The following is a 23126-nucleotide window of genomic DNA, read 5'->3' on the forward strand; positions in this document are numbered from 1 at the left end:
AAATGAAGAAAAATAAATAGATGGAGGTAGCTATGGCAAAAGTTAGCGCAAGTGATTTCGAAAGTGTTCAAGCAGCAATTGATTTCCTTAGCGGTAAAGACGAAAAGCGGGAGTTAGTGATTCCAGCGGGTGTAGTAGAAACTGGTGCGCTTAGCTTAATTTCGAACCTAACACTGATCTTAGAAAAAGGTGCCGTTATAAAATTTGTTGACGATCCAAGCGCGTATGAGCCGATTTGGACACGCTGGGAAGGAATTGAGTGTTATGCAATGCATCCATTGTTATACGCAAGTGAATGTGAAAATATTACAATTACTGGATTAGGTACAATTGACGGAAACGGGCAATCTTGGTGGGATAAATTTGCTCGAATTGAACAAGAAGACCGAGTTGAACCACGTGAAGACTACGAGTGGCAGCTAGCAAAGCTTAATCCTGATTACAAAGAACGTACAGGTGGTGGTGCAAGACCTTCGACACAGTTTCTTCGTCCACCGCTAATTCAATTTTGGAAGTGTAAAAACATCACTTTTGAGAACCTTACTTTGCAGAACTCGCCATTTTGGACACTACATACAGTGTATAGCGAAGATATTACCATACAAAAGGTGACTATTAATAATCCAGCGAAGGCTATTAATACAGATGCAATCGATATTGACTCCTGTAAAAATGTAGTAATACAAGATTGTTTATTTGATGTTGGTGATGATGCAATTACCCTAAAATCAGGAAGTGGCACAGATGGTTTAAGAGTAAATATTCCAACTGAAAATGTTCGGGTAAGTAATTGCAAGATTTTAGCAAGTCATGGAGGTATTGCAATAGGTAGTGAAACAGCTGGTGGTATTAAAGATGTTGAAGTTAAAGATTGTAAGTTTCTTGGAACGCAGCGGGGAATTCGCTTAAAAAGTCGTCGTGGCCGTGGTGGTACGATTGAAAATATTAATCTTGAAAACTTAGAAATGGACGGTTGTTGGTGTCCAATTGTTTTGGGGATGTATTTTGCTCCAGGAATATTACCTCATGAAGAAGCAGCTTTATTAAGCGTTAAAGCTCAGGCAGTAGTAGCAACTACACCGCACATTAAAAACATCAAAATAAAAAACATCAATGCAATAAATGTAAGGTCAACAGCAGCTTTTATTGTAGGTTTACCAGAAAGCCCGATTGAAAAAGTTAATATTGATAATTTTAATTGGAGTTTAGCTTCAGCTGAAGATTTGATTGAAACTTGGAACAGTGAGCCCACTAAAGGCTTATTCCATGATGAAAATCGAGGCATTAAAACGATAAATATTAGTAACTTAACGATTAACGGGGAGGCGATGTAAAATGGGCGCAATAAAGCAACCTAAAATGGCAACAATAAAGCAACCTTGGGTTTACACTCCAAAAAAAATCACTTTTTTTAGAAGCTTAGGCTATGGAATGAACGATTTAAACGGGTCAGCGTGGGGAACGTTAGTTGGTTCCTATTTGATGGTGTTCTTGACAACTTATGCCGACTTAAACGCTGGTATTGTGGGGACGATGCTATTTGTTTTAAAACTTCTAGATATGGTCATTTGTGGTGTTATTGGTGGAGTGAGTGACCATTTGTTTGCAACGGCCATTGGTCGTAAGCTGGGTCGACGTCATGCTTTATTCTTAGTCGGAGCCATTTTAACAGCAATCTGTTTTCCCTTATTATTTACCATTCACCCTGGCTCATACCTTTGGTATTTTCTAGTTCTTTTATTTTTAGAAGCTGCACAATCATTTGACAATATCGCTTATGAAACTTTAGCAACGGAAATGACTGATAAAGCTGAAGAACGTGTAAAACTTAGCTCAGTTCGGATGTTTATCTCAGCATTTGGAACTTTTGCAGTGACAGGACTTCCTGCGATTCTTTTAAGTGCTCTTGGCGATGATAATGGAAGCGCTTATACGATTTCTGGAATTGTTTTTGGAATTGCTCTTTGCATTGGAACTTTGATCACCTATTTTTCAACTTGGGAGTTTTCACCGGAGCACGTAGCAAAATTTGAGGCTGTTAACAAAAATAAGGAAAGAAAAGGCTTTCTAGAAGCAGTTAAGGATTATGGTCATGTAATGAAAACAAAAGCTTGCAGAAGAACTTGTGCAATTTATTTTGTATCCTATTTTGCAAAAGATTGTTTTAACACTGCTTTCTTCTTTTATGTTATGTTTTTGCTTGGCTTGGGCCAATCAACAGCACAAACGGCCTCAAGTCTTTCTATATTAGGGATGATTGTAGTGCCAATCGCAACCATTGGGATGTATAAAAAAGGCCCCAAATTTCTTTGGACTTCAGCCTTTTCTGCACAGATTCTTGTTCTTTTAACCTATTTAGGACTATATTTTGCCGGTGTACAATTTGATGCTAAGACAGCGTTTATAGTTATTATTGTTTTGTCAGCTCTTTGGCAAATTGGTCGTCAAACAATGGAGTATACCGTTTGGAATGTTATTCCTTTCGTTCCAGATGTTGATACGCTTGTATCTACCAAATTAAGGGCTGGAACTTTTGCAGCTTGCCAAACTTTCACTCGTAAGGTAACTGGTGCTATCGGTTCAGCTCTCATCGGTTGGATTTTAGCTTTTGGTGGTTTTGACAAAACATTGAGCGAGCAAGGTGACCTTGCTAAATGGGCAATTATGATTTCATTTGCGATAATTCCGCTTATTTGTTTAGCTTACTCCATGTATCTGATTCGCACATTCAACCTTAACCAAGACACACATCAAATTATCAAAAATGAAATCAATCGTCTTCAAGCGGGAGGATTGAAAAAAGATGTTGATGCTAAAACTAAGGCTGTTGTTGAAGACTTAACTGGCTATAAATACGAAGATATATGGAATCCAGCTAACTAGGAAGATTTCTTCTAGCTATTGGGTACAGTTTAGTAATAATAATGAAAATGTTGAAAACAATAGGATTAATCAGAAGGGGTTAGGAGGAATGAGTTAAGTTTCCAACACAAGAAAAGAACTAAAACCGAGACGAATTTATGGGAAGAGGATTGGGAGATTAATATAAGCGGTGCGATTAGGTTTTTCCAAATCTTTTATGTAAAATTACTATTTATCTTTCAATCTAATAGTCAAAGAGGTAACTACCTTATTTAAAGGAGAGTTACCTCTTTTTAATTTATGTAGTAACATTTTATTCGCGGCTTCTGATGTCATTTCTAATTTTCTGTTTAGATAATTAATAGATTAAACAATATTGTGGGAAATTAAGAATCTATTTAGATAGAGAAGGATAAAGATACTATACTTTTTTAAAATATTTATTTATGATTAGGTAACACTACACAGTCTATCTGTATAAGACATTAAAATAAATTGAAAAATAAAAAGGTATGTAGTTGTTTTAAAACAGGAGGTTACATGATGGAGAATAATGATATATTAATCCGTTTAAGATACGCGTTAGAAATAAAAAATAGTGAAATGGCTGAAATATTTAAGCTTGGAGGGAAAGAGGTATCTGTGCCAGAGGTGGTAAAGATTCTTAAAAAGACTGATGATGAATTAGAAAATGATGATCAAATAAAATTGACGAATAGCATGTTAGATTCCTTTTTAAATGGCTTTATTATTTATAAAAGAGGAAAGCAGGAGCCAAAACCAGGACAATCAAATGCACCAGAATCGTCCATAAAAAATAATACGAGTGTAAACAATATCCTTTTAAAGAAAGTTAAAATTGCATTGGCATTAACAACAGAGGATATGATAGATATATTCAAAAAAGCTGGATTAAATGTCTCAAAAGGAGAACTCGGAGCCTTTTTAAGAAAAGAGGGACATAAAAATTATAAAGTATGCTTAGATAACTTCGCCAGAAACTTCTTAAAAGGACTAGCGATTAAATATAGAGGATAACAGCTGCAAAGGATTTATCAGGTGATGAGATGATACATACCTACTTAGGGGAAACAATACGTTTTGATATCAAGTATAAAAATCGTACCTCTATTGGCATTACGATAGATGGATATGGAAATATAGTAGTTTTGGCACCAAAAAAGACGCCTGATGAACGTGTACTTCAAGTGTTAGAGGCGAACTGGGATCAAATTCAGATCAAAATAAAAGAAATGAAGAAAAGAATGGATGGACCACAGGAAAAGGTATATGAGAATAATGAAAGGTTTCTTTATTTAGGAAATACCTACCCTATTAAAATCGTCCAGGATATAAATATCACACATGAACGTGTCGAGCTTGAAGAAAAAATGCTACTTATTTATGTGAAGCAATTTGATAATGAAAAAATAAAACAATTATTGAAAAGATATTATTATCAGAGGAGTAAGGCTTTAGTAGAAGAAAGAGTCTCCTTCTATCAAAGTAATTTCAAGACAAAGCCTCGATCAATACGGATTACGGATAGTAAAACAACATGGGGAACCTGTGATTCCAATTTCCAATTAACCTTCAATTGGAGGCTAGCGATGGCTCCAGCTGAGGTCATTGATTACGTCGTTGTTCATGAAATGTGTCACATGGTACATCTCAATCATGACCGCTCCTTTTGGCGTTTGGTTGGAAAGCTAATGCCTGATTATAAAGAGAAAGAACGGTGGCTCGCTTTGTCGAGCTGGAAAATGACGGTTTAATGAGTCCGTTACAAACTCTGAGACTGTTATATTAAATTTGGTATCCATCATTGGCGTCCATTAGTCATCTATCGACTAATGGACGCCAATTTTTTTGTTGAGCTTTTTTCTTTAAAGAACTTAGCTAATCTTCCATCAGACTATTTACCCAAAAGGTTTATAAATGGGAACCTTCCGCTATCATAAAGCGTAATCCCATATTATAAAAGAAAATGGAGGGATAAAAATGACCGCGAAAAGGAAGAGAAACAACAAACTAACCATAGAGCAAACCGAAACCTGGTGGGATAAATGGCAAGCTTATATCATCGTTGCAGTATTTGCGTTATTCGTTATTTGGGTATATTTTAGTTTTCTCATTACAGATATGAAATTTGTTGATGGTTTGACAGAAGGTCATTATCCTTTCATCTTCTTTTTATTAAAAGAGGTCATTATAAATGCTGCTTGGGGAGGGTTATTTTTACTTCCGGGAATCATCGTTCCTTTTGGAAGTGTCTATCTTCTATTAACGAAAAAGGCAGCAGAACCAAAAAAATTAGTATTACCAGCAACCTTCCTCACCATTATCTTTCTAGGATTAGCATATGCTATTTTAGGTGTTGATTGGATGGATAATCTAGCGGATTCTAAAGATTACTATGAAAATGGAGCGATGGAGAAGGTTATTGTTTTAGAAGATTATGAGGTAATCTATCCTTCTGGGATATATGGTGGGGCAATCGATTATGTGTATACAAGTGTAGATGGAGAAGAATTTAAAACGAATACTGATTTTGAAATAGGAATATCCGCAAATGAACAGTATGAAATTCATTATCTACCTAGGACTAAGTATATGGTTGGGATTAGCCAAGTAGACAACTGAGTCATATAATTAATACGAATTTTTAGAGGGAAATTTTTATTCCTGTATTGCCTATAATTTTTAGACTTATATCTTTTGGAACATCGTCGATATTTAAACTATAAAAGTAGTTGACAATGGAGATAAATGGGAGTAATTTATGGGTAGATTTAAAAATAAATATTTCCGAACACCTTTTATTCGCTGAATCTGATTTGAGCGGGGGAACCATTTTTGATAGGTAAATTCCTATCTAGGGGTGAATCTTACTTAGTAAGAGGGGGCACTCTCAGTCCCTAATCCGACAGCTAACCTCGTAAGCGTTACATGTATTACCCGAGGGGAAGGTCTAGGTTTAGCCCTAAGACCATTCTAGTTTGTGCTGGTCTTTTTTTCATGGCTTTAAAGCGAATGATTAGTGTTGTTGAAGGAATCAAAGGAGGATGGAAGATATTATAAAGACTTATTAATGAGCAAAGATTATTTTCATATGTCTGATGATGAAAGGTTGGAAAAATTTTTGCAAATCGTTGACCAATATGGTCAATGTAATAAGTGGAATAAAGAGTTATCTAACCTTCTTTTTTCTTTGATTTCGATTGACCGCATCGGTCAGTTTTATTAATCAATGGTAATGAAGGAGGAATCATTATTAATACTATTTTCCATAGTCTAAAAGCAGAGAAACAAGAGCGTATTATAAACGCTGCAATGAAAGAATTTGTTCAAAGTGGTTTTGATAAAGCTTCAACAAATGAAATCGTAAAAAGAGCAAAAATCTCAAAAGGGTCATTATTTAACTATTTTAATAGCAAAAAAGATTTGTATGTCTATTTAATTGAATACAGTGTGAAAGTTATTGAGCAAATTTATGAACAGATTGATTTAAACGAAACAGATTTCTTTAAAAGAATGGAGAAATTGGGGCTAACTAAATTGATGATCCAAAGAAAATTTCCTCTGGTATTTGATTTTCTTCTATCTTTAAATCAAGAGGAATCGAAGGAAGTTATGGAAGAAATTACGCAAAGAATTCATCCCGTTTCTAAAGACGGCATGACCAAAATTTATGTGAATATAGACTATTCCATGTTCCGTGATGATATCGATTTGGAAAAGGCAATAGATATCATTAATTGGACGATGTTTGGATTTGGAGAGAAAGTAGGTAGTCAATTAAAATCGTTTGAAGGCATCGGAGAGGAATACCTTAAAGAATGGGAGATCTATTCTACCTTACTGAAAAATAGTTTTTATAAATAAGGAGGAAGTACTATGAGTGTATTGGAAGTCCGAAATTTAACAAAGAAATTTGGAGGGTTTATTGCACTTGATGGAGTTAATTTTGAAGTGGGCAGTGGGGAAGTTTTTGGGTTTATTGGACCTAATGGTGCAGGGAAATCAACGACAATCCGCGTGTTACTTGGTATTTTAAAGGCAACCAAAGGGGATGTGAAGCTATTTGGGAAGGATGCTTGGCATGATGCAGTGGAAATACATAAGAGATTGGCTTATGTACCTGGAGATGTCAATTTATGGCCAAATTTAACGGGTGGTGAAGTAATTGATTTATTTGTTAAATTACGAGGAAGCAATAATGCTAGCAGAAGAGAAGAACTGATAAAAAAATTCGATTTGGATCCGACGAAGAAATGTCGAACTTATTCGAAGGGGAATCGTCAAAAGGTTGCGCTAATTGCTGCGTTTTCGCAAGACGCAGATTTATATATCTTAGATGAACCAACTTCAGGACTTGATCCGTTGATGGAGCAGGTTTTTCAAGAGTGTGTGTTGGATGTAAAAAGCAAAGGAAAAAGTGTGCTTCTTTCAAGCCACATTCTTTCTGAAGTAGAAAAATTATGTGATAGGGTCGGGATCATTCGCCAAGGGAAAATCATTGAAAGTGGAACATTAAAAGAACTTCGCCACTTAACACGGACACATATGCTTGTAGAGACAAAGGAAACGATTTTATCGTTACATGAATTGCCGGGTGTTCATGAAATAGTAGAAACAGACCAAGGACTGACTTTCCAAGTGGATACCGAGGAGTTGGACAGTACGATTAGACATATTAGTCAGTTTGGAATTATAAAGCTGGAAAGTGCACCACCAACTCTTGAAGATTTATTTATGAGTCATTATGAAAGGAAGGATAAAGGAGAAGGGAAAGAAGCTGGAGGTGTCCGTTGATGAGTCGAAATAGATTTGCAAACACCGGGATGCTTTCACGATTTATTCTCCGTCTTGATAGAATAAGAATCCCATTATGGATAATTGGCTTATCAGTCTTTACATTAATGATTCCTCCTGCTTTTGTAAGTTTATATGGAACGCAGCAGGATAGAGATGCTATTACAGAAACAATGGCAAATCCAGCAATGACTGCGATGCTCGGGACTGGAGATCTCAATAATTATACCATTGGTGCGATGACGGCCCATCAAATGATTGTAATGACTGCGGTAATTGTTGGATTAATGGCTATTCTACTTGTCACTCGTCATACTAGAGCAGATGAAGAAGATGGTCGTATAGAAATGATTCGATCTTTACCTACTGGTCGCCTTTCTTACTTAAATGCAACATTAATTGTAACTAGTGGAGTGTTTATTACTTTAGCGTTAATAATAGGTTTTGGATTATATACACTTGGAATTGAAAGTATGGATTTGGAAGGCTCCTTACTATATGGTGCTGTTTTAGGGGGGACCGGTTTTGTTTTTGCTGGAGTTACAGCAGTTTTTGCCCAGCTTTCGGAAAGTTCACGTGGTACGATTGGATGGTCTATTGCAATATTGATTATATCCTATCTTTTTCGGGCTATCACAGATGTAAGTAATGAATCATTAACTTGGATTTCACCATTAGGATGGGTATCAAAGGCTGCAGTCTATTCATCGAATAATTGGGGTCCAGTAGTGTTAATGGTTGCTATTTCCATCTTGCTATTTATCCTTGCTAATTACTTAAATAGCATTCGCGATTTGGAACAAGGATTTATAGCGGCCAAGCGAGGAAGAAGATACGCATCACGTTTTTTGCAAAGTCCAATTGGATTAGCATTTCGATTACAACGAACAGGATTTATTTCTTGGGCAATTGGTTTGTATATACTTGGAGCCTCCTATGGATCTATATTTGGTGATTTGGAGTCATTCTTTGAAGGGAATGATATGTATCAGCAAATGCTGCAACAAGCGGAAGGTGCTTCAATAGTTGAACAATTTATTCCAACTTTAATGATAGTTATTTCACTGATTGCAACGATTCCTCCTGTTATGGCGATGAACAAATTTCGAGGCGAAGAGAAAAAAGAGCGTTTAGAGCATTTATTGGTTCGGGCTGTATCCCGAGAAAAGCTTATCGGTTCCTATTTAGTTCTTTCAGCTGTGAATGGATTTGTGATGCTATCACTAAGTGCCATTGGCTTATGGTCTGCGGCAGCAGCTGTAATGGAAGAAGGAATGGAGTTTTGGACGATTTACAGTGCTGCACTCGTATATTTTCCAGCGATGCTTGTGATGATAGGGGTTGTTGCTTTTCTTAATGGGTTTGCTCCAAGATTCACCAGTTGGATTTGGGCATATTTTCTATATTCCTTTTTCGTTCTCTATTTAGGAAACTTATTTCAATTTAAAGATTGGGTAGGTAAACTTTCTCCATTTGGACACGTACCGCAAGTACCGATTGAGGATGCTACCTTTATGCCATTGTTTTTATTAAGCATTATTGCAGTAGGTTTAATGATTGCGAGTTTTGTTGGCTTTCGTAAACGTGATGTTCAAAGTTGATTTTTTTGTTTTAAAAATATAAATTATTGCTGTTTTTCTTTTAATGAAAGAGAGGAAGATTTTTTCTTCCTCTCTGAAACCATCCGCTTTTAATTCTTTTTTCTCTCTACGCTTCATTTATTCATTAATATTTAATGCTATCTCTTCTAATTCTTCTTTTACTTGACCAATAAGCGAAATGGCAGCTCCGGTCGCTTGAATCCAGCTTCCTATTGTTCCGAGACTTTGCTGGTTGCTTATGCCTTTTAATTGTTCTGTTCCGCTAATTGCTTGCAAAGAATTCCCAATCCCCTGCAATAAACCGCCAACTATATTTTCAATTCTTCCAACTGCAGTGCTATCAAAGAATTCATCTGTCAGCCCAATGAAGCTACCTAGTGCTTGGAGCCAGTTTCCTGCAATAATTAATTTTTGCTCTGTTGGGGTATTACTCCATTTATAAAGAACTAAGCTGGTTATAACCGTTGAATTTCCAATTGCCTGAATTTCATCTCCGAGCTTCTCTAAGGAGATCGTTCCTTGTCCGTCAGCAGATAATGCGCTGCCAGTTCCTTGTAATACATTACCAACTAAACGGAGGTGGTAATTTGTTTCTTTAGATAAATGGAAAGAGGGGGTACTCCCGATAGCAGCTTGGATAGTACCAATCGTGTTAATAGCTGATCCGAAAATTTCTTTAATATGTCCACTCATTTATAATCGACCGCCCGTTCACTATGCACCCAATATCTTATTCAATAATGATTTAAATGGGATAAAATAGCCAAGCTTTTGGCGACAGTCATATTTTATGAGTGCAGAAAAAAATAACTTGGAGACTATATTCCAAGTTATTTTTGCGAAACTTAATTTATATGTAAGAAAACCCTCTTATTTACTACCGAAATTCCCAGAAAACTGCTTCACAACTGCTTGGATTTCTTCTAGTTTTTCAGGTTTTAATAGACTAATCATTTTAGGAAGAAACTCTTCGATATCAGCTTGTGAAAAAGTGCCTTCATCTTGTTTTCGAAAGTTTTCTGTTAATATTTCTTTTGCTTCGTCTTCTTTACCCTCTTGTACCCTTTCTAAAATAAATGATAAAAATCTTTCTTGACCTTGCTTGTCCATTTTTTAACCTCCCTATAAAAAATAACATCTTCGCTTATTATAATCCAAAAAGAGGTTTATTAGAAAGTTATACCAGTTTAAATAAAAATAATATAGAGAAAAAATATAATAGGTATTTCAACTGTTCCTTTTTTTATGAAGAGTAAAGTAAGTTAAGCCTCAAAAATTCTCTCCTCAATCAGGGTTATTTTTACAAAAAATAACAAGAAATATATTGCTTTTAACGTAATTTACAAAACCTTTACATAGAGACAATAGAATATTTACAGTTGGGATTTATCATACTAATTAGACAAGATATGACAAAGAAAAGTTGCTATTCTTCTGGAGGTAAATCATGGTCATTATAAAAAAACTAAAAATGGTATGCATGTTACTGTCTATCCTCACTTTATTAACAGCGTGTGCAAGTAATTCAGAAACAGAACAATCGACAAATGACGGTAAGCCAATATCGATTTCAGGATCTACTTCCGTTGGACCGCTTGCTGAGAAATTAGCGGCAAAATATCATGAACAAGATAATACAAAAATTGAAATAAATCAAATTGGATCTTCCGCTGGTATTACAAATGCAATGAGTGGTGTTTCTGAAATTGGGATGTCCTCACGTGATTTAAAGGAAGAAGAAAAAGAAAACTTAAAAGAAGTTGTTATTGCTTATGATGGGATTGTAGTGGTAACTCATCCGAGCAATAAAGTAAAAGATTTAACATTAGATCAAGTAAAGCAAATATTCACTGGTGAAGTGACGAATTGGAGCCAACTTGGAGGAGATGACATGGAAATTGTCGTTGTTTCTCGTGAGGATGGATCCGGTTCACGTGATGCCTTCCAAGAGATTGTAGGATATAGCTCAGGTGAATTAATTAAAAACTCGATTATTGCAAGTGGAAACGGAAATATTAAAACAACAGTTGCAAATAATAAACACGCAGTTGGCTTTATTTCCTTTGAATATATTGATGATGATATCTCGACAATCGATATTGATGGTGTAGAGGCTACTGCTGAAAATGTATTAGAAAAAAAATATAGTTTATCACGACCGTTTTTGTTTGTTTATAAAGAAGGAAGTCTAACTGCGAATGGACAGAAATTCATCGATTATATTCTAAGTGATGAAGGTCAAAAGATTGCAGCAGAAGCAGGGGTAATCCCAATAAAGTAATACAAAATCTTTAGAAGTAATCTTGGAGGAAAATAAAGTGTCTATTCAAACGACTGAAAAGCAAGCCTCAGAGATGGGCAAGGCAAATAAGAGGAAATATATGTTTGAGAAGGTGTCAGCAAGAGTTTTCTTGCTTTGTGCTCTTCTTTCTGTAATTAGCTTGTTATTAATAATTGGATTTGTTTTTTATAAAGGGGCACACCCCTTTGTGGCGGAAGGATTTAGCTTTTTCGATTTTCTTTTTGGAGCAGACTGGGTGCCAAGTGAAGGGAAATTTGGGATATGGCCGATGATTGTCGCATCTCTTTATGCCACAATTGGGGCACTAGTTATTGGCGTTCCAATTGGATTGTTTACGGCAATCTTTCTTGCAGAAATAGCTTCAAAGCGGATCGCTAAAATTGTTTCGCCAGCCATTCAGCTTTTAGCAGGCATTCCTTCCGTTTTATATGGTGTTTTTGGTCTAGCAATTATTGTTCCGTTTTTACAAAATACATTAGGATTAGTAAAAGGTCAAAGTTTATTAGCTGTTATTTTAGTGTTAGCAATTATGATGCTGCCTACGATCGTAACAGTGGCAGAGACGGCGATTCGCGCTGTACCAAGAACATACCGTGAAGGATCTCTTGCTCTTGGAGTATCGGAAATCGGAACTATTTTTAAAGTCGTTGTCCCTGCAGCAAAATCCGGCATTATGACAGCTATTGTATTAGGATTAGGTCGAGCAATCGGTGAAACAATGGCAGTTATTTTAGTTGCTGGTAATAGTTTAATCGTGCCAACAAGCTTAACAGATAGTATTCGTCCACTAACAACAAATATTGCCCTTGAAATGGGTTATGCTGCCGGTACACATCAAGAAATGCTATTTGCAACCGGGATTGTTTTATTCTCGTTTATTTTAATATTGAATTTTGTTTTAGCAAAAATTAGTACGAAGGGTGGCAAATAAGATGAGACAAATGAAAGATAACTTGTTACGCGGACTTCTTTGGTTTTCTGCCTTCTTATCTGTTGCCGTCCTAGTGATGATTGTTGGATACATTTTTTATAAAGGATCTCACTTAATTAGTTTCGAATTTATTTTTGGCGATTATTCCCCAACTGGTGGTGGTGGAATTTGGCCAATGATTGTTACAACCATCTATACGATTGTAATTTCTTTACTTATTGCAACACCAATTGGAATATTAGCAGCTGTATACTTGCAAGAGTATGCAAAGCAAGGTCGATTGGTAAAAGTAATTCGATTTGCAACAGAAAGCTTAACAGGTATTCCCTCGATTATTTATGGTTTATTTGGGGCAGTATTCTTTGTAACAACATTAAAATTAGGAATGTCCATTTTGGCAGCTTCCTTAACGTTAACGATTATTGTTTTACCGGTTATCATTCGTACAACAGAGGAATCCTTAAAAACAGTTCCTCCAACCTATCGAGAAGGGTCATTAGCCCTTGGAACAACCAGATTACAAACATTATATAAGGTTATTTTACCTAGTGCGATGCCAGGGATCTTATCTGGAATTATTCTTTCCATCGGAAGAATTGTTGGGGAGTCTGCTGCTATTTTCTTAACTGCAGGTACCGTTGCTGCAATGCCAGAGGGCTTGCTGTCATCTGCTCGAACATTAACGGTTCATTCCTTTTTAGTAACACAAGAGTCTGGGGATATTGAACTCGCTGCTGCGGTTGGAATTGTGTTAATCGTAATAATTCTTGCTATCAACCTTATCGCAACATTTATATCCAAAAAGCTTAACAAAGCAGACTACTAATTTATAAGGGGTATGTTTATGACTACAACAGTAAAGGAAAAAACGCAAAAGAAAACTGGGAAAGCATTTTTACAGGTAGGTCAAGAAGATACACCTGGAGCGTCAAAAATTAGTGTGAGTGATTTAAATTTATTTTATGGAGAAAAACAAGCTTTGTTTGGAGTATCTCTTGATATTGAAGAAAAAAAGGTAACGGCTTTAATTGGACCATCTGGCTGTGGGAAATCAACCTTCCTACGAACACTGAATCGCATGAATGATTTAATTGATGGTGTAAAAATTGCAGGTGATATCGTTATTGATGGGGAAAATATATATGCATCAAATGATGTCATAAAGTTACGTACAAGAGTAGGGATGGTTTTTCAAAAGCCTAATTTATTCCCAATGAGTATTTTTGACAATGTTGCCTACGGACCAAGAATGCAAGGAATCAAGAATAAGAAAGAATTAAATAAAATTGTGGAAGAAAGCTTACGCGGGGCAGCAATTTGGGATGAAGTGAAAGACCGCTTAAAAACCTCAGCGCTTGGATTGTCAGGTGGACAACAGCAGCGTGTATGTATTGCGCGTGCAATTGCGATGAAACCAGATGTTATTTTAATGGATGAGCCTACTTCTGCTTTAGATCCAATTTCTACATTGAAGGTAGAAGAGCTGATTACAAAAATGAAAAAAGATTATACAATTGTTATCGTTACACATAATATGCAGCAAGCAGCAAGGATTTCGGATAAAACAGCCTTTTTCTTAAATGGTGAAGTGGTTGAATACGATGAAACGAATAAGATTTTTTCTACACCAAGAGATCAGCGCACAGAAGATTATGTAACAGGTCGCTTTGGATAATAGGAGGAACTAATGGTCATTCGAGAGAATTTTGAAAAGAAGCTAGAAGAGTTAAAAGGAAAAATTTCTGAAATGGGAGTAATGTCTATTTCCTCGTTAGAAGAGGCATTTGACGCATTAAAGACACAAGATGTTGAAATTGCTTTAAAGGTGATGGAGGAAGATACAGACATTGATAATTTGGAATCGGAAATTAATCATTTTGCGATTTGGTTAATGGCAAAAGAACAGCCTGTTGCAAGAGATTTACGTGTTGTGATTGGTGTTATTAAAATTTCTTCTGAAATTGAACGTGTAGCAGATTTTGCAGTAAATATTGCAAAAGCAACGATTAAGATAGGAAAAACGACTTCACTTTTAGATCTGACACAGCTAGAGAAAATGAAGGAACTATCGATCGAGATGTTGAAAAAAGCAATAAAATCCTTTATAGACGAAGATATTGTCCTAGCAAAGGAAATAAGTAAGCTGGAAGATCAAGTGGATGACTATTATTTGGAAACCTATAAGAAACTTACTGCATACTTAAGTGAGCATCCAGAAGAAACAAATCAGCTTGTCCAATTATTATTTATTAATCGTTACCTCGAAAGAACAGCTGACCATATAACAAATATGGCGGAAAGTACTGGCTATTTGATTAAAGGGAAAATATATGATTTTAATTCTTAAGTGTGAATGCTCGGATTAAAAGATTGCAAAAGGAGAGAAAAACAAATACGTTTTTCTCTCCTTTTACAGTTTTAATTCTAAAATTAAATGCTGCATTCCTACAAAAATGACTTTCTTATCGTTTGAATTTTTAGATATTTCTGATAAAATTATGTGATGTATACAAGATTAGTAAGAAAAGGGAGGAAGAGTAATGCAGGGGTATTTTGAGCAAGAAAAGGAAAATATGCTTCAATTGCTAGAAAGAATAGTAAATATTAATAGTGGTTCCTATCAGAAAGCAGGAGTGGATAAAGTAGGTGACATCCTCATCAATGAGTTTGAGCAATTAGGCTTTATTGCAGAGGTACACGACGTCCTGGATAAGGGAAATAACATCGTATTAAAGCATAAAGAGGCAACGAATCCTAGCATATTATTGATTGGGCATATTGATACGGTTTTCCCTGCTGGAACAGTTGAAAAGCGTCCATTTTCAATGGAGGGTGATTATGCAAAAGGTCCAGGAGTTTTTGATATGAAGGCAAGTCATGTGATGACATTATATGCTTTAAAATACTTAATTTCGCAGAATAATGACGCATATAAAAATGTCATCATAATAATTAATACAGATGAAGAAATAGGCTCGATTACTTCACGAGAATTGATCGAAGCTACTGCAAAGACAGTAGACCATGTATTAATAATGGAGCCTGCTGATTTAGATGGCAATGTGGTGAATGGCCGTAAAGGTGGGGGCAAATTCTTTGTAAAAATATATGGAAAATCAGCTCATTCTGGTGTTGCACCAGAAAAAGGGGCAAGTGCTATTCAAGAGCTTGCATTAAAAATTGTTAAATTGCATGAATTAACGAAATTGGAAGGTATTCATGTAAATGTCGGTTTAGTAAGCGGTGGACAATCGGTTAATACAATTGCTCCTTTTGCAGAAGCTGGAATTGATCTGCGTTTTGAAACACAGGAACAAGGAGAATTTGCTCAATCCAAAATTGTAGAAATTTGTAGCTACACAGAAACGTCTGATACTCGTATTGAATTAAATGGTGGTATAACTCGACCAGCATGGAAAATAGAAGAAAAGAAAAATGATCTACTTTTCGTGCTAAAAGAAGCTGCCTCTGAATTACAGTTAGATTTAGGAACGAGATATAGTGGTGGGGGATCGGATGGGAATTTTACAGGAAATATGGGGATTCCTACAGTAGATGGTCTAGGACCAAGGGGAGGAAATGCACACCAAGACGATGAGTTCATGGTTATTTCCTCGCTAAGTGAGCGTGGACAATTATTGGTAAAAGTGTTGAATAAACTAACTAAACAGAAAGTGAGAGAGAGTTTTAAAATAGAAACAAATACATTTTAATAAAACGAAAAATAAGCTTGATATAGTAAAATTATAATAAAAAAGATTGCCTGGAACGAAATTTGGTAAGACTAATCAGAGGAAAAAATACTTATAAACATTTGAAGAGGTGTGCTTTAATGATTTTAGGAGTTCATGCTTATTTACGAATGAATGGCAATGGTAAGGAAGCGGTCAAATTTTATGAAAATGCATTAGATGCAGAAAATCTCGGTGTGCAAACATATGGAGATATGCCTGATAACCCAGAGTTTCCGCTTGCTGAAGAAGCAAAAAATCGTGTTTTACATGCACAATTAAGAATCGGAAATACATTTCTCATGATATCTGATACGTTCCCTGGACAGCCATACCAAGTTGGATCACAAGTGGATGTAGCTGTTCTTTTTAATGATACAGAAAAATCAAAAGATGTATACGATAAACTTTTAGATGGTGGCGAAGTTGTAATGCCCCTTCAAGAAACGCCTTGGAGCCCATCTTATGGACAAGTTAAAGATAAATTTGGGATTACATGGCAGCTTTCTACATTGGTAGAAGGACAATAAATTAGAAAAGGTGGCACCATTTTACTTTGAGAAAATGGTGTTTTTTTATGAAATGAGCATTAAAGCATAAAAAAATAGAAAATAATCGATTAGTAGAAGTTTTCGAAAAAATGGGAGTGCATTTTATTAAAAATTAGTACCAGGTTATAGTAATAAGTTATAATATATAAATAAAGGAATAATGAGGTGATAGGAATGGCAACTTCCAAAGCACGGATTACAGCAATAGGTTCATACGTTCCAGAACGTATTTTAACAAATAGTGACTTAGAAAAAATGGTGGAGACCAATGATGAATGGATTGTGAAACGAACAGGGATCAAAGAACGAAGAATAGCTAATGAAAAGGAGTTTACGAGTGATCTAGGCTATAAAGCAGTAGTTGATTTGATGGAACGATACGATAAAACGGTTGACGATGTGGATCTAATAATTGTCTGTACGATGACCCCGGATTATAAAACGCCAAGTGTCGCCTCCAATATTCAAGCTAAGCTAGGGATAAAGAATACGGGAGCGATTGATTTAAATGCTGCATGTGCAGGATTTACTTATGGATTGTATGTAGCAAATGGGATGATTAGTTCGGGATTAAATAAAAAAGTTCTAGTTGTAGGGGCAGAAACTTTATCAAAGATTACGGATTTTACAGATCGCACAACGTGTATCCTTTTTGGCGATGGAGCAGGTGCGGTGCTAGTAGAATATGATGAAAGACAACCAAGCTTTATCTCTTCCCATATAGGTTCTGAAGGGGAAGGTGGTCAACATCTATATTGTACAAATCTCGCTACTCAAATGAATAGCATAGACTTACAGGGAAATGGCTGTATTGTACAAAATGGCAGAGAAGTCTATAAATGGGCCATTAAAACAGTGACGAATGGCATGAAAACTGTTGCGGAAAAGGGAATGGTTAATCTAGATAAGGTGGACTGGTTCGTCCCTCATAGCGCAAATTTAAGAATGTTAGAATCGATTTGTGAAAAAAGTAATTTTCCAATAGAAAAAACATTATATAGCTTAGTTCATTACGGAAATACTTCCTCTGCTACTATTCCGTTATCCATGGACATAGGTGTGCGGGAAGGAAAATTAAAAGCTGGTGAACATGTATTATTATATGGCTTTGGCGGTGGTCTAGCACATGCAGGATTATTGATTAAATGGACACTTTGAGGAAAAACAATAAAAAAGGATAATTTTAGTGATAGCGTACGGAAATGATATAGTTGTATAATTATTTCTGTACATATTAGCTATCCTAGTAAGGAAGGAGTTCGGTAATTGAACTCTCTTTTTTTCTGTCCTTTTAAGAATAGCTAATAGCCGATATGAATAAAATTTCTACGAAAATGGCAAACCTATCGAAAGTTAGGGACGCAAAGTCACAGACCTAAGGCAGTATAAGCTACGGTGGCTGGATTACCGAAAAGATGGTTAATCCACCTTTTTAAGGTGTTTTTTTATTGAAGAAAAAGCTGGCTAGTACGTAATTGATAAAGCTTTGCTATTTCATCGGGGAATTTTTGAAAGAAATTGTTATTCCAAATAAAGGAGTATAAAAAATAAAAGGGGTGGCTAGGTTGAAGTTAGTTTTAAAAAATACATTGGTTTTTAGCTTGCTTATTGCAGTTTCCATGATAAGTATATCTGCCTTTGGTTATATGAAAGCAAAGGCAATTCTTTATGAGCGCTTTCAAGACCAAGCCTATAGTCAATTAGAATCGGTAAAAGCAAATATCGATATTTGGATAAATGGAAAACAAGATACGATGACGTATATGGCTGAAGCAGACGAGCTAAAAGCAAATGATGTAGAAAAAGCTGATGCCTTAGGAATTAGAATTGCGGAAAGAATGGAAAATCCAGATGCGTTTGCATTTATCGATGCAAAAGGCTTCTTATATTTAGGTGGAAATAAAATATCCGTTGGAGAGGCTCCCCATTATAAAGGCGGAATGGAGGAACTAACAAAGACCTATGATCCTGTTCCTTCTGAATCGCCAAGTTTAAACGGAGCACCAATTGTATTATCATCTGCGCCGATATATGGCAATAACGGAGAAGTTGTTGGAGTTGCCTCCGGTGGAAATCAAATTGAAAGTCTTATGAACATTATCTCCAATGTAACATTGGGAGAGAGTGGATATGTAACAGTTTTTACGAGTGATGGAACAATAGTTGCTGGTCAAAATAAAGAAGATACGTTAAATAAGAAAATAGCCGACTATGAAAACAGTGATCTTGATCAATTAGTGAAAGACAGTATGAATGGAAAAAGCGGTGATATTACAACAAACCTGAATGGAGAAAACAGTTTAATTTTTTATAGCAAAGCAGCGGCAATGGATTGGGGAATTATGATTTCTATCCCCACAAGTGAAGCATTTGCTGATGCAAATTCTTTATTAAACTACTTTATTATTATTACCATTGTGTTTATTTTATTAAGTGCAATTATATGCTACGTCATTAATAATCGTTCTTTAAAGCCGATTAAAGAAGTAAATGACAAGATTGAAGAGTTGGCAAATAATAAAGGGGATTTAACGCAAAGACTTTCTATTAATAGAAAAGACGAGGTAGGAGATCTTGCCAATAACTTTAATGAGCTATTGGATAGTCTGCAAGATTTAATTCAAGGAATTCTTCATAAAGGAGAAGTTGTTTCGGAAAATACTGGTGATTTATCAAATAGTGCAGAAGAGATGGTTCAATTAGCTGGCGACGTTACCAATAATGTCCAAAATTCAGCTGAGCTTCTAACGGAGCAAGAACAAGGGAACAAGCAAAACTTAGAGTCAATTAATGGAATTACTCAAAGTGTTTCGGAGATTAAAGATCATTCTTCCTTAGTGTCAGAGAAAACGAAGCATTCATACAGAGAGGTCGAAACAGCAAACGAACAAATCAAACGATTGATTAATCAAATGTCTGATATACAAGCTTCTGTCCATCAGTCTTCTGAGATTGTAAAGAAATTAGGAAATCGTTCTACTGAAATCGGTAATATTGTACAAATGATTACTGATATTACAGAACAGACTAATCTGCTTGCATTAAATGCTTCGATTGAAGCAGCAAGAGCTGGGGAACATGGAAAAGGATTTGCGGTTGTCGCAAATGAGGTCAAAAAATTAGCAGAGCAATCAGCAACATCGGCTAATCAGATTTCCAATCTTGTAAATGAAATTGTTTCCGATACATCAAATGCTGTTGTAGAAATGGATTCAGGAACAAAGCATTTTAGTACAGGCATGGAGACATTAAAAGATGTGAATGAAAGCTTACAAAATGTCTATTATTCCTCTGAAGAGTCTTCGAAAGAAGTAGATAAGATCTTTATCGAAATTGAAAAACTACTTTCGAAGGTTACCGATGTTGAATCAGTTATAATGGATCATTTGCAGAAATCGATTGAATCTTGCAGATACATTCAGGAAGCAGCAGCTTCTTCAGAAGAGCAGCTAACTTCCATTCAAGCGATTAATGAATCCATTGAAACAGCAGGAAAAGTGACGGAAGAGTTAAGAGAATTATTGAATCGATTTAAAGTATAAGACAAAGAGCGATGTGAGAGAGGGCACTTGGGAAAGTGCTCTTTTTTTTGTGTGGATGAGAAGCTTTGAATTAGATGGATGCACCAGTTCCTGTAGGAGCAATCGTAGTCGGGAACAGATAACAGAGAGAACGTACTATCTTAATCTCATTTAAAACCTACAGATACTATTCCGAATCCCACCCAAAAATATATCGGAAAAATCCCATCCTTTTATGATAAGATGGGTTTAACAAAATCTGTGAAAGGCCTAATCCCCCTGGCTTTTTCATAAAAAAGGAGTACGAATAAAATGACACGTCCAATTTAATAACCCTCCGTTAATTAAATTAAAATTATTAATTTTAATGGGGGAAAAAGCATGATAATTAATAAAAACTTTTCATTGTTATTGATCGGACAGTCTTTTGCAAATATAGGGGATGTCCTCTATATGGTGAGTGTTATTAGTATTATCTACGACATAAAGGGATCGGCGACGGCAGCGTCATTTGTTCCATTTACGATTACAACCTGTATGTTTATTTCGAGTTTAATAACACCACTCTTCGTTGGGAAAATACGATTGAACGCCTTGATGGCAGGTTCACAATTTGGAAAGACGGTATTGCTTTTCCTATTAGGTCTTTCCTTATCAGGGTTAACGGAAGCAAATTTTTATGTGGTCTTTATGGTGATAGGTTGCATTGCATTTCTTGATGGCTGTGCAAATCCAATTAGACAAACATTAATACCGTATTATGTGGCACCTGAACATTTAATGAAAGCAAACGGAATTGCAGAAACCGTAACTCAACTGATTCAAGCAGCAATGTGGTTTGTAGGGAGTATGTTTCTCTTAATTTTAAGTCCACAGCAACTCATTTGGTACGTAGGCGGTTTATTTATTTTTTCAAGTTTCCTACTATGCCTTTTAGAGAATGCAGATGCAAAAACAATGCAATCAATAGGAAAGGCAGAACAAATCAAAGAGGGCTGGAAGACATTATTTCATACTCCAGTATTAAGAAAAATAGCCTCAATCGAATTTTTGGAAAGCCTTGCTGGGACGGTATGGATTGCAGCTGTTTTGTATGTATTTGTTAATGATGCACTAAAGGTAGACCAAAAATGGTGGGGATTTATAAATGGTGCTTTCTTTTTAGGATTAATCTTGGGAAGTGTTTATTGTATGAAATATTCTTCTTTTGTGGAAAGAAAATTAGGTGCTTTTCTAGTAGTTGGCTCTCTTATTAACTTTCTTTTTACTATCTTATTTAGTGTAAATAGCATTCCTATTGTTGCTTTAGGGATATCATTTGGTGTCGGTATTTTCACACAAATCAAAAATATTCCACAACAAACAGTCATTCAAACAAGTGTACGAAAACAGCAGTTATCAACGGTATATACATCTTTAGGAGCAATTGGCACAGGCATTTTTGGGGTTGGCTCCTTACTGATGGGAATATTCACAGATTTATTCGGAGTAAGAATGGTCTTTGTTTTATCAGGCTTTCTGCTTGCGTTTGTCAGCATGATTATTTATAAAAATAAGTCTTTGTTTGTGACTAGACAAAGAGTTAGCTAAATTGTAAAAAAATTCGGCCAATATAGAAATTGGTCGAGTTTTTTTGAATTGAATTTTCGATAAATATTGAATGTTCAATTCAAATAATTTAGAATATTGATAATGGAAATTAAATGGAGGTGCTTCTCTGTGGAAGTTATTAGCACAACAGGTCGGAAACGAGAGACATATCAAGTCGAAATTAAGCATTCACCATTATGGGAATGTGCCCTTGGAATAGCAGCTATTACAAATAGACGTCTACTTGATTCGCTAGACAAGCCAACGATTTATTGGAAGGAGGTCAGAGCAAATCTTTCTAAAGATTTACAAGCACAATTAGACTATGTAGAAACAAATAATACGTGGAAAGCCTTGCTTCAATTACTTCATCAAAAAGATTTCTCCAGCCTAGATGCATTTATCGAATATATAAATAACCTGACAGATAGAGAATTAATCTACCAAAGTATTCCGTTTATAGCGGAAACCTATCAGTCTATTAGAGAGCAAGCCGCAGACAAAAACGTAGATGCAATAGAGCAGTTAAGAGAAGCAACAATGGACAATCCTTTTTTCCCAAGCTATATTTCTTTTATTTGCACCATTGATTCCAAGCAATTGAAGCAGCATCTCATTGACGTAATGAGTGGATGGTATGACTCAGTGATCAGGCCTGATTTAGAAAAATTAACATTTATTCTACAAACAGATGTCCAAGCAAAGGAAAGTATGAAAAAGAAAATGAAACCAGAAGAATTTGTAGAATGGGCTACTGGTGGGGTTAAGTATATGCCAGAACCAAGTGTTTATAAAGTATTACTTATTCCACAGTACATATATCGGCCATGGAATATCACAGCCGATTTAGAAGGAACAAAAGTATATTATTATCCTGTCTCAAATGAAAGCATATCTCCGAGCGATAAATATATGCCAAGTCATTTTCTTGTTTTGAAGCATAAGGCTTTAGGCGATGAAGTTCGGATGAGAATGGTGAAGTTATTATTTGAAAAAAGTCGAACGCTTCAGGAAATGACGGAAAAATTAGCGTTGGGAAAATCCACGATTCACCATCATTTAAAAATATTGAGATCTGCCCAGCTAGTAGGAATAGAAGAGGGGAAATATGTATTAAAGACGCGAGCTATTGCATCTTTAGCTAAAGAATTAGAGCGATATTTTCAGCAATGAAAGATATACAAAACTAAATCAGCCAAACCAGCAAGGATATCAGCCAAAA

General features: G+C 35.7%; 22 protein-coding genes and 2 riboswitches. Of the genes, 20 read left to right on the forward strand and 2 right to left on the reverse strand.

What is annotated here, in order from left to right; all coding sequences use genetic code 11:
* The first annotated feature begins 32 nt into the window (after positions 1-32).
* The 9 genes from RTL21_RS10460 to RTL21_RS10500 all read left to right on the forward strand — a co-directional run bounded on the left by RTL21_RS10460 (position 33) and on the right by RTL21_RS10500 (position 9278).
* Positions 33-1334 (forward strand): glycoside hydrolase family 28 protein, encoded by a 1302-nt coding sequence (locus tag RTL21_RS10460; protein ID WP_312095824.1) that lies wholly within the window; start codon positions 33-35, stop codon positions 1332-1334.
* A 1-nt stretch (position 1335) separates the two neighbouring features.
* The gene (locus RTL21_RS10465; protein WP_312095825.1) at positions 1336-2883 is read left to right on the forward strand and encodes an MFS transporter; all 1548 of its coding nucleotides are present in this window, start codon (positions 1336-1338) and stop codon (positions 2881-2883) included.
* A 522-nt stretch (positions 2884-3405) separates the two neighbouring features.
* A complete protein-coding gene (locus RTL21_RS10470) occupies positions 3406-3900 on the forward strand; it encodes a YehS family protein (RefSeq protein WP_312095826.1) in 495 nt (164 codons plus the stop codon).
* A 29-nt stretch (positions 3901-3929) separates the two neighbouring features.
* Complete coding sequence (locus tag RTL21_RS10475) at positions 3930-4637, forward strand: M48 family metallopeptidase (protein WP_312095827.1); 708 nt, start codon at positions 3930-3932, stop codon at positions 4635-4637.
* Positions 4638-4863: 226 nt separating this feature from the next.
* Positions 4864-5505, forward strand: a complete 642-nt coding sequence (locus RTL21_RS10480; RefSeq protein ID WP_312095828.1) for a hypothetical protein — start codon at positions 4864-4866, stop codon at positions 5503-5505.
* Between the two features lie 171 nt (positions 5506-5676).
* A riboswitch (cyclic di-AMP (ydaO/yuaA leader) is annotated at positions 5677-5822 on the forward strand.
* 131 nt (positions 5823-5953) lie between these two features.
* On the forward strand, positions 5954-6109 hold the full coding sequence (locus RTL21_RS10485) for a hypothetical protein (RefSeq protein ID WP_312095829.1): 156 nt from the start codon (positions 5954-5956) through the stop codon (positions 6107-6109).
* 74 nt (positions 6110-6183) lie between these two features.
* The gene (locus RTL21_RS10490; RefSeq protein WP_312095897.1) at positions 6184-6747 is read left to right on the forward strand and encodes a TetR/AcrR family transcriptional regulator; all 564 of its coding nucleotides are present in this window, start codon (positions 6184-6186) and stop codon (positions 6745-6747) included.
* 12 nt (positions 6748-6759) lie between these two features.
* Positions 6760-7677, forward strand: coding sequence for an ABC transporter ATP-binding protein (locus RTL21_RS10495; RefSeq protein WP_312095830.1), 918 nt, complete (start codon positions 6760-6762; stop codon positions 7675-7677).
* Entirely contained in the window at positions 7677-9278 is a 1602-nt protein-coding gene (locus RTL21_RS10500) for an ABC transporter permease (protein ID WP_312095831.1), read from the forward strand. Before RTL21_RS10495 ends, RTL21_RS10500 begins: the two co-directional genes overlap by 1 nt.
* Positions 9279-9395: 117 nt before the next feature.
* Here the strand turns inward: RTL21_RS10500 and RTL21_RS10505 are convergent, their stop codons facing one another.
* Together RTL21_RS10505 and RTL21_RS10510 are read right to left on the reverse strand one after the other, a co-directional pair.
* A complete protein-coding gene (locus RTL21_RS10505; protein ID WP_312095832.1) occupies positions 9396-9971 on the reverse strand; it encodes a DUF6944 family repetitive protein in 576 nt (191 codons plus the stop codon).
* Between the two features lie 177 nt (positions 9972-10148).
* Positions 10149-10388: a hypothetical protein gene (locus RTL21_RS10510; protein ID WP_312095833.1), complete on the reverse strand. Its 240-nt coding sequence runs from the start codon at positions 10386-10388 to the stop codon at positions 10149-10151.
* 337 nt (positions 10389-10725) lie between these two features.
* On the opposite strand from RTL21_RS10510, the gene RTL21_RS10515 reads away from it, so the two are divergent.
* From RTL21_RS10515 to RTL21_RS10565, 11 genes are all read left to right on the forward strand, one after another.
* Positions 10726-11559, forward strand: a complete 834-nt coding sequence (locus RTL21_RS10515) for a phosphate ABC transporter substrate-binding protein (RefSeq protein ID WP_312095834.1) — start codon at positions 10726-10728, stop codon at positions 11557-11559.
* 37 nt (positions 11560-11596) lie between these two features.
* Complete coding sequence (pstC, locus tag RTL21_RS10520) at positions 11597-12511, forward strand: phosphate ABC transporter permease subunit PstC (protein WP_312095835.1); 915 nt, start codon at positions 11597-11599, stop codon at positions 12509-12511.
* A 1-nt stretch (position 12512) separates the two neighbouring features.
* Entirely contained in the window at positions 12513-13337 is an 825-nt protein-coding gene (gene pstA / locus RTL21_RS10525; RefSeq protein WP_312095836.1) for a phosphate ABC transporter permease PstA, read from the forward strand.
* A gap of 18 nt (positions 13338-13355) precedes the next feature.
* Complete coding sequence (gene pstB / locus RTL21_RS10530) at positions 13356-14186, forward strand: phosphate ABC transporter ATP-binding protein PstB (protein ID WP_312095837.1); 831 nt, start codon at positions 13356-13358, stop codon at positions 14184-14186.
* A 12-nt stretch (positions 14187-14198) separates the two neighbouring features.
* A complete protein-coding gene (gene phoU / locus RTL21_RS10535) occupies positions 14199-14858 on the forward strand; it encodes a phosphate signaling complex protein PhoU (protein WP_312095838.1) in 660 nt (219 codons plus the stop codon).
* A gap of 193 nt (positions 14859-15051) precedes the next feature.
* Entirely contained in the window at positions 15052-16224 is a 1173-nt protein-coding gene (locus RTL21_RS10540; protein ID WP_312095839.1) for a M20 family metallopeptidase, read from the forward strand.
* 119 nt (positions 16225-16343) lie between these two features.
* Positions 16344-16772 (forward strand): VOC family protein, encoded by a 429-nt coding sequence (locus RTL21_RS10545; protein WP_312095840.1) that lies wholly within the window; start codon positions 16344-16346, stop codon positions 16770-16772.
* A 195-nt stretch (positions 16773-16967) separates the two neighbouring features.
* A complete protein-coding gene (locus tag RTL21_RS10550) occupies positions 16968-17951 on the forward strand; it encodes a ketoacyl-ACP synthase III (RefSeq protein WP_312095841.1) in 984 nt (327 codons plus the stop codon).
* Between the two features lie 168 nt (positions 17952-18119).
* Positions 18120-18205: riboswitch (cyclic di-GMP riboswitch) on the forward strand.
* A 144-nt stretch (positions 18206-18349) separates the two neighbouring features.
* Positions 18350-20335 carry a methyl-accepting chemotaxis protein gene (locus tag RTL21_RS10555; protein ID WP_312095842.1) on the forward strand — a complete coding sequence of 662 codons (1986 nt, stop codon included), beginning with the start codon at positions 18350-18352 and terminating at the stop codon, positions 20333-20335.
* 360 nt (positions 20336-20695) lie between these two features.
* Positions 20696-21904: an MFS transporter gene (locus RTL21_RS10560; RefSeq protein ID WP_312095843.1), complete on the forward strand. Its 1209-nt coding sequence runs from the start codon at positions 20696-20698 to the stop codon at positions 21902-21904.
* Positions 21905-22033: 129 nt separating this feature from the next.
* The gene (locus tag RTL21_RS10565) at positions 22034-23077 is read left to right on the forward strand and encodes an ArsR/SmtB family transcription factor (RefSeq protein ID WP_312095844.1); all 1044 of its coding nucleotides are present in this window, start codon (positions 22034-22036) and stop codon (positions 23075-23077) included.
* Positions 23078-23126 lie beyond the last annotated feature (49 nt).

The organism is Niallia sp., from assembly GCF_031978665.1.
Taxonomy (GTDB): Bacteria; Bacillota; Bacilli; order Bacillales; family Cytobacillaceae; genus Niallia.

What these genes read in the sequence shown, in the direction of transcription:
- RTL21_RS10495 (WP_312095830.1), top strand. Translation starts at nt 6,760, where the DNA reads ATGAGTGTATTGGAAGTCCGAAATTTAACAAAGAAATTTGGAGGGTTT.
- RTL21_RS10505 (WP_312095832.1), bottom strand. Translation starts at nt 9,971, where the DNA reads ATGAGTGGACATATTAAAGAAATTTTCGGATCAGCTATTAACACGATT.
- RTL21_RS10560 (WP_312095843.1), top strand. Translation starts at nt 20,696, where the DNA reads ATGATAATTAATAAAAACTTTTCATTGTTATTGATCGGACAGTCTTTT.
- RTL21_RS10470 (WP_312095826.1), top strand. Translation starts at nt 3,406, where the DNA reads ATGGAGAATAATGATATATTAATCCGTTTAAGATACGCGTTAGAAATA.
- RTL21_RS10480 (WP_312095828.1), top strand. Translation starts at nt 4,864, where the DNA reads ATGACCGCGAAAAGGAAGAGAAACAACAAACTAACCATAGAGCAAACC.
- pstA (WP_312095836.1), top strand. Translation starts at nt 12,513, where the DNA reads ATGAGACAAATGAAAGATAACTTGTTACGCGGACTTCTTTGGTTTTCT.
- RTL21_RS10540 (WP_312095839.1), top strand. Translation starts at nt 15,052, where the DNA reads ATGCAGGGGTATTTTGAGCAAGAAAAGGAAAATATGCTTCAATTGCTA.
- RTL21_RS10475 (WP_312095827.1), top strand. Translation starts at nt 3,930, where the DNA reads ATGATACATACCTACTTAGGGGAAACAATACGTTTTGATATCAAGTAT.
- phoU (WP_312095838.1), top strand. Translation starts at nt 14,199, where the DNA reads ATGGTCATTCGAGAGAATTTTGAAAAGAAGCTAGAAGAGTTAAAAGGA.
- RTL21_RS10460 (WP_312095824.1), top strand. Translation starts at nt 33, where the DNA reads ATGGCAAAAGTTAGCGCAAGTGATTTCGAAAGTGTTCAAGCAGCAATT.
- RTL21_RS10500 (WP_312095831.1), top strand. Translation starts at nt 7,677, where the DNA reads ATGAGTCGAAATAGATTTGCAAACACCGGGATGCTTTCACGATTTATT.
- RTL21_RS10545 (WP_312095840.1), top strand. Translation starts at nt 16,344, where the DNA reads ATGATTTTAGGAGTTCATGCTTATTTACGAATGAATGGCAATGGTAAG.
- RTL21_RS10485 (WP_312095829.1), top strand. Translation starts at nt 5,954, where the DNA reads ATGAGCAAAGATTATTTTCATATGTCTGATGATGAAAGGTTGGAAAAA.
- pstB (WP_312095837.1), top strand. Translation starts at nt 13,356, where the DNA reads ATGACTACAACAGTAAAGGAAAAAACGCAAAAGAAAACTGGGAAAGCA.
- RTL21_RS10550 (WP_312095841.1), top strand. Translation starts at nt 16,968, where the DNA reads ATGGCAACTTCCAAAGCACGGATTACAGCAATAGGTTCATACGTTCCA.
- RTL21_RS10515 (WP_312095834.1), top strand. Translation starts at nt 10,726, where the DNA reads ATGGTCATTATAAAAAAACTAAAAATGGTATGCATGTTACTGTCTATC.
- RTL21_RS10465 (WP_312095825.1), top strand. Translation starts at nt 1,336, where the DNA reads ATGGGCGCAATAAAGCAACCTAAAATGGCAACAATAAAGCAACCTTGG.
- RTL21_RS10510 (WP_312095833.1), bottom strand. Translation starts at nt 10,388, where the DNA reads ATGGACAAGCAAGGTCAAGAAAGATTTTTATCATTTATTTTAGAAAGG.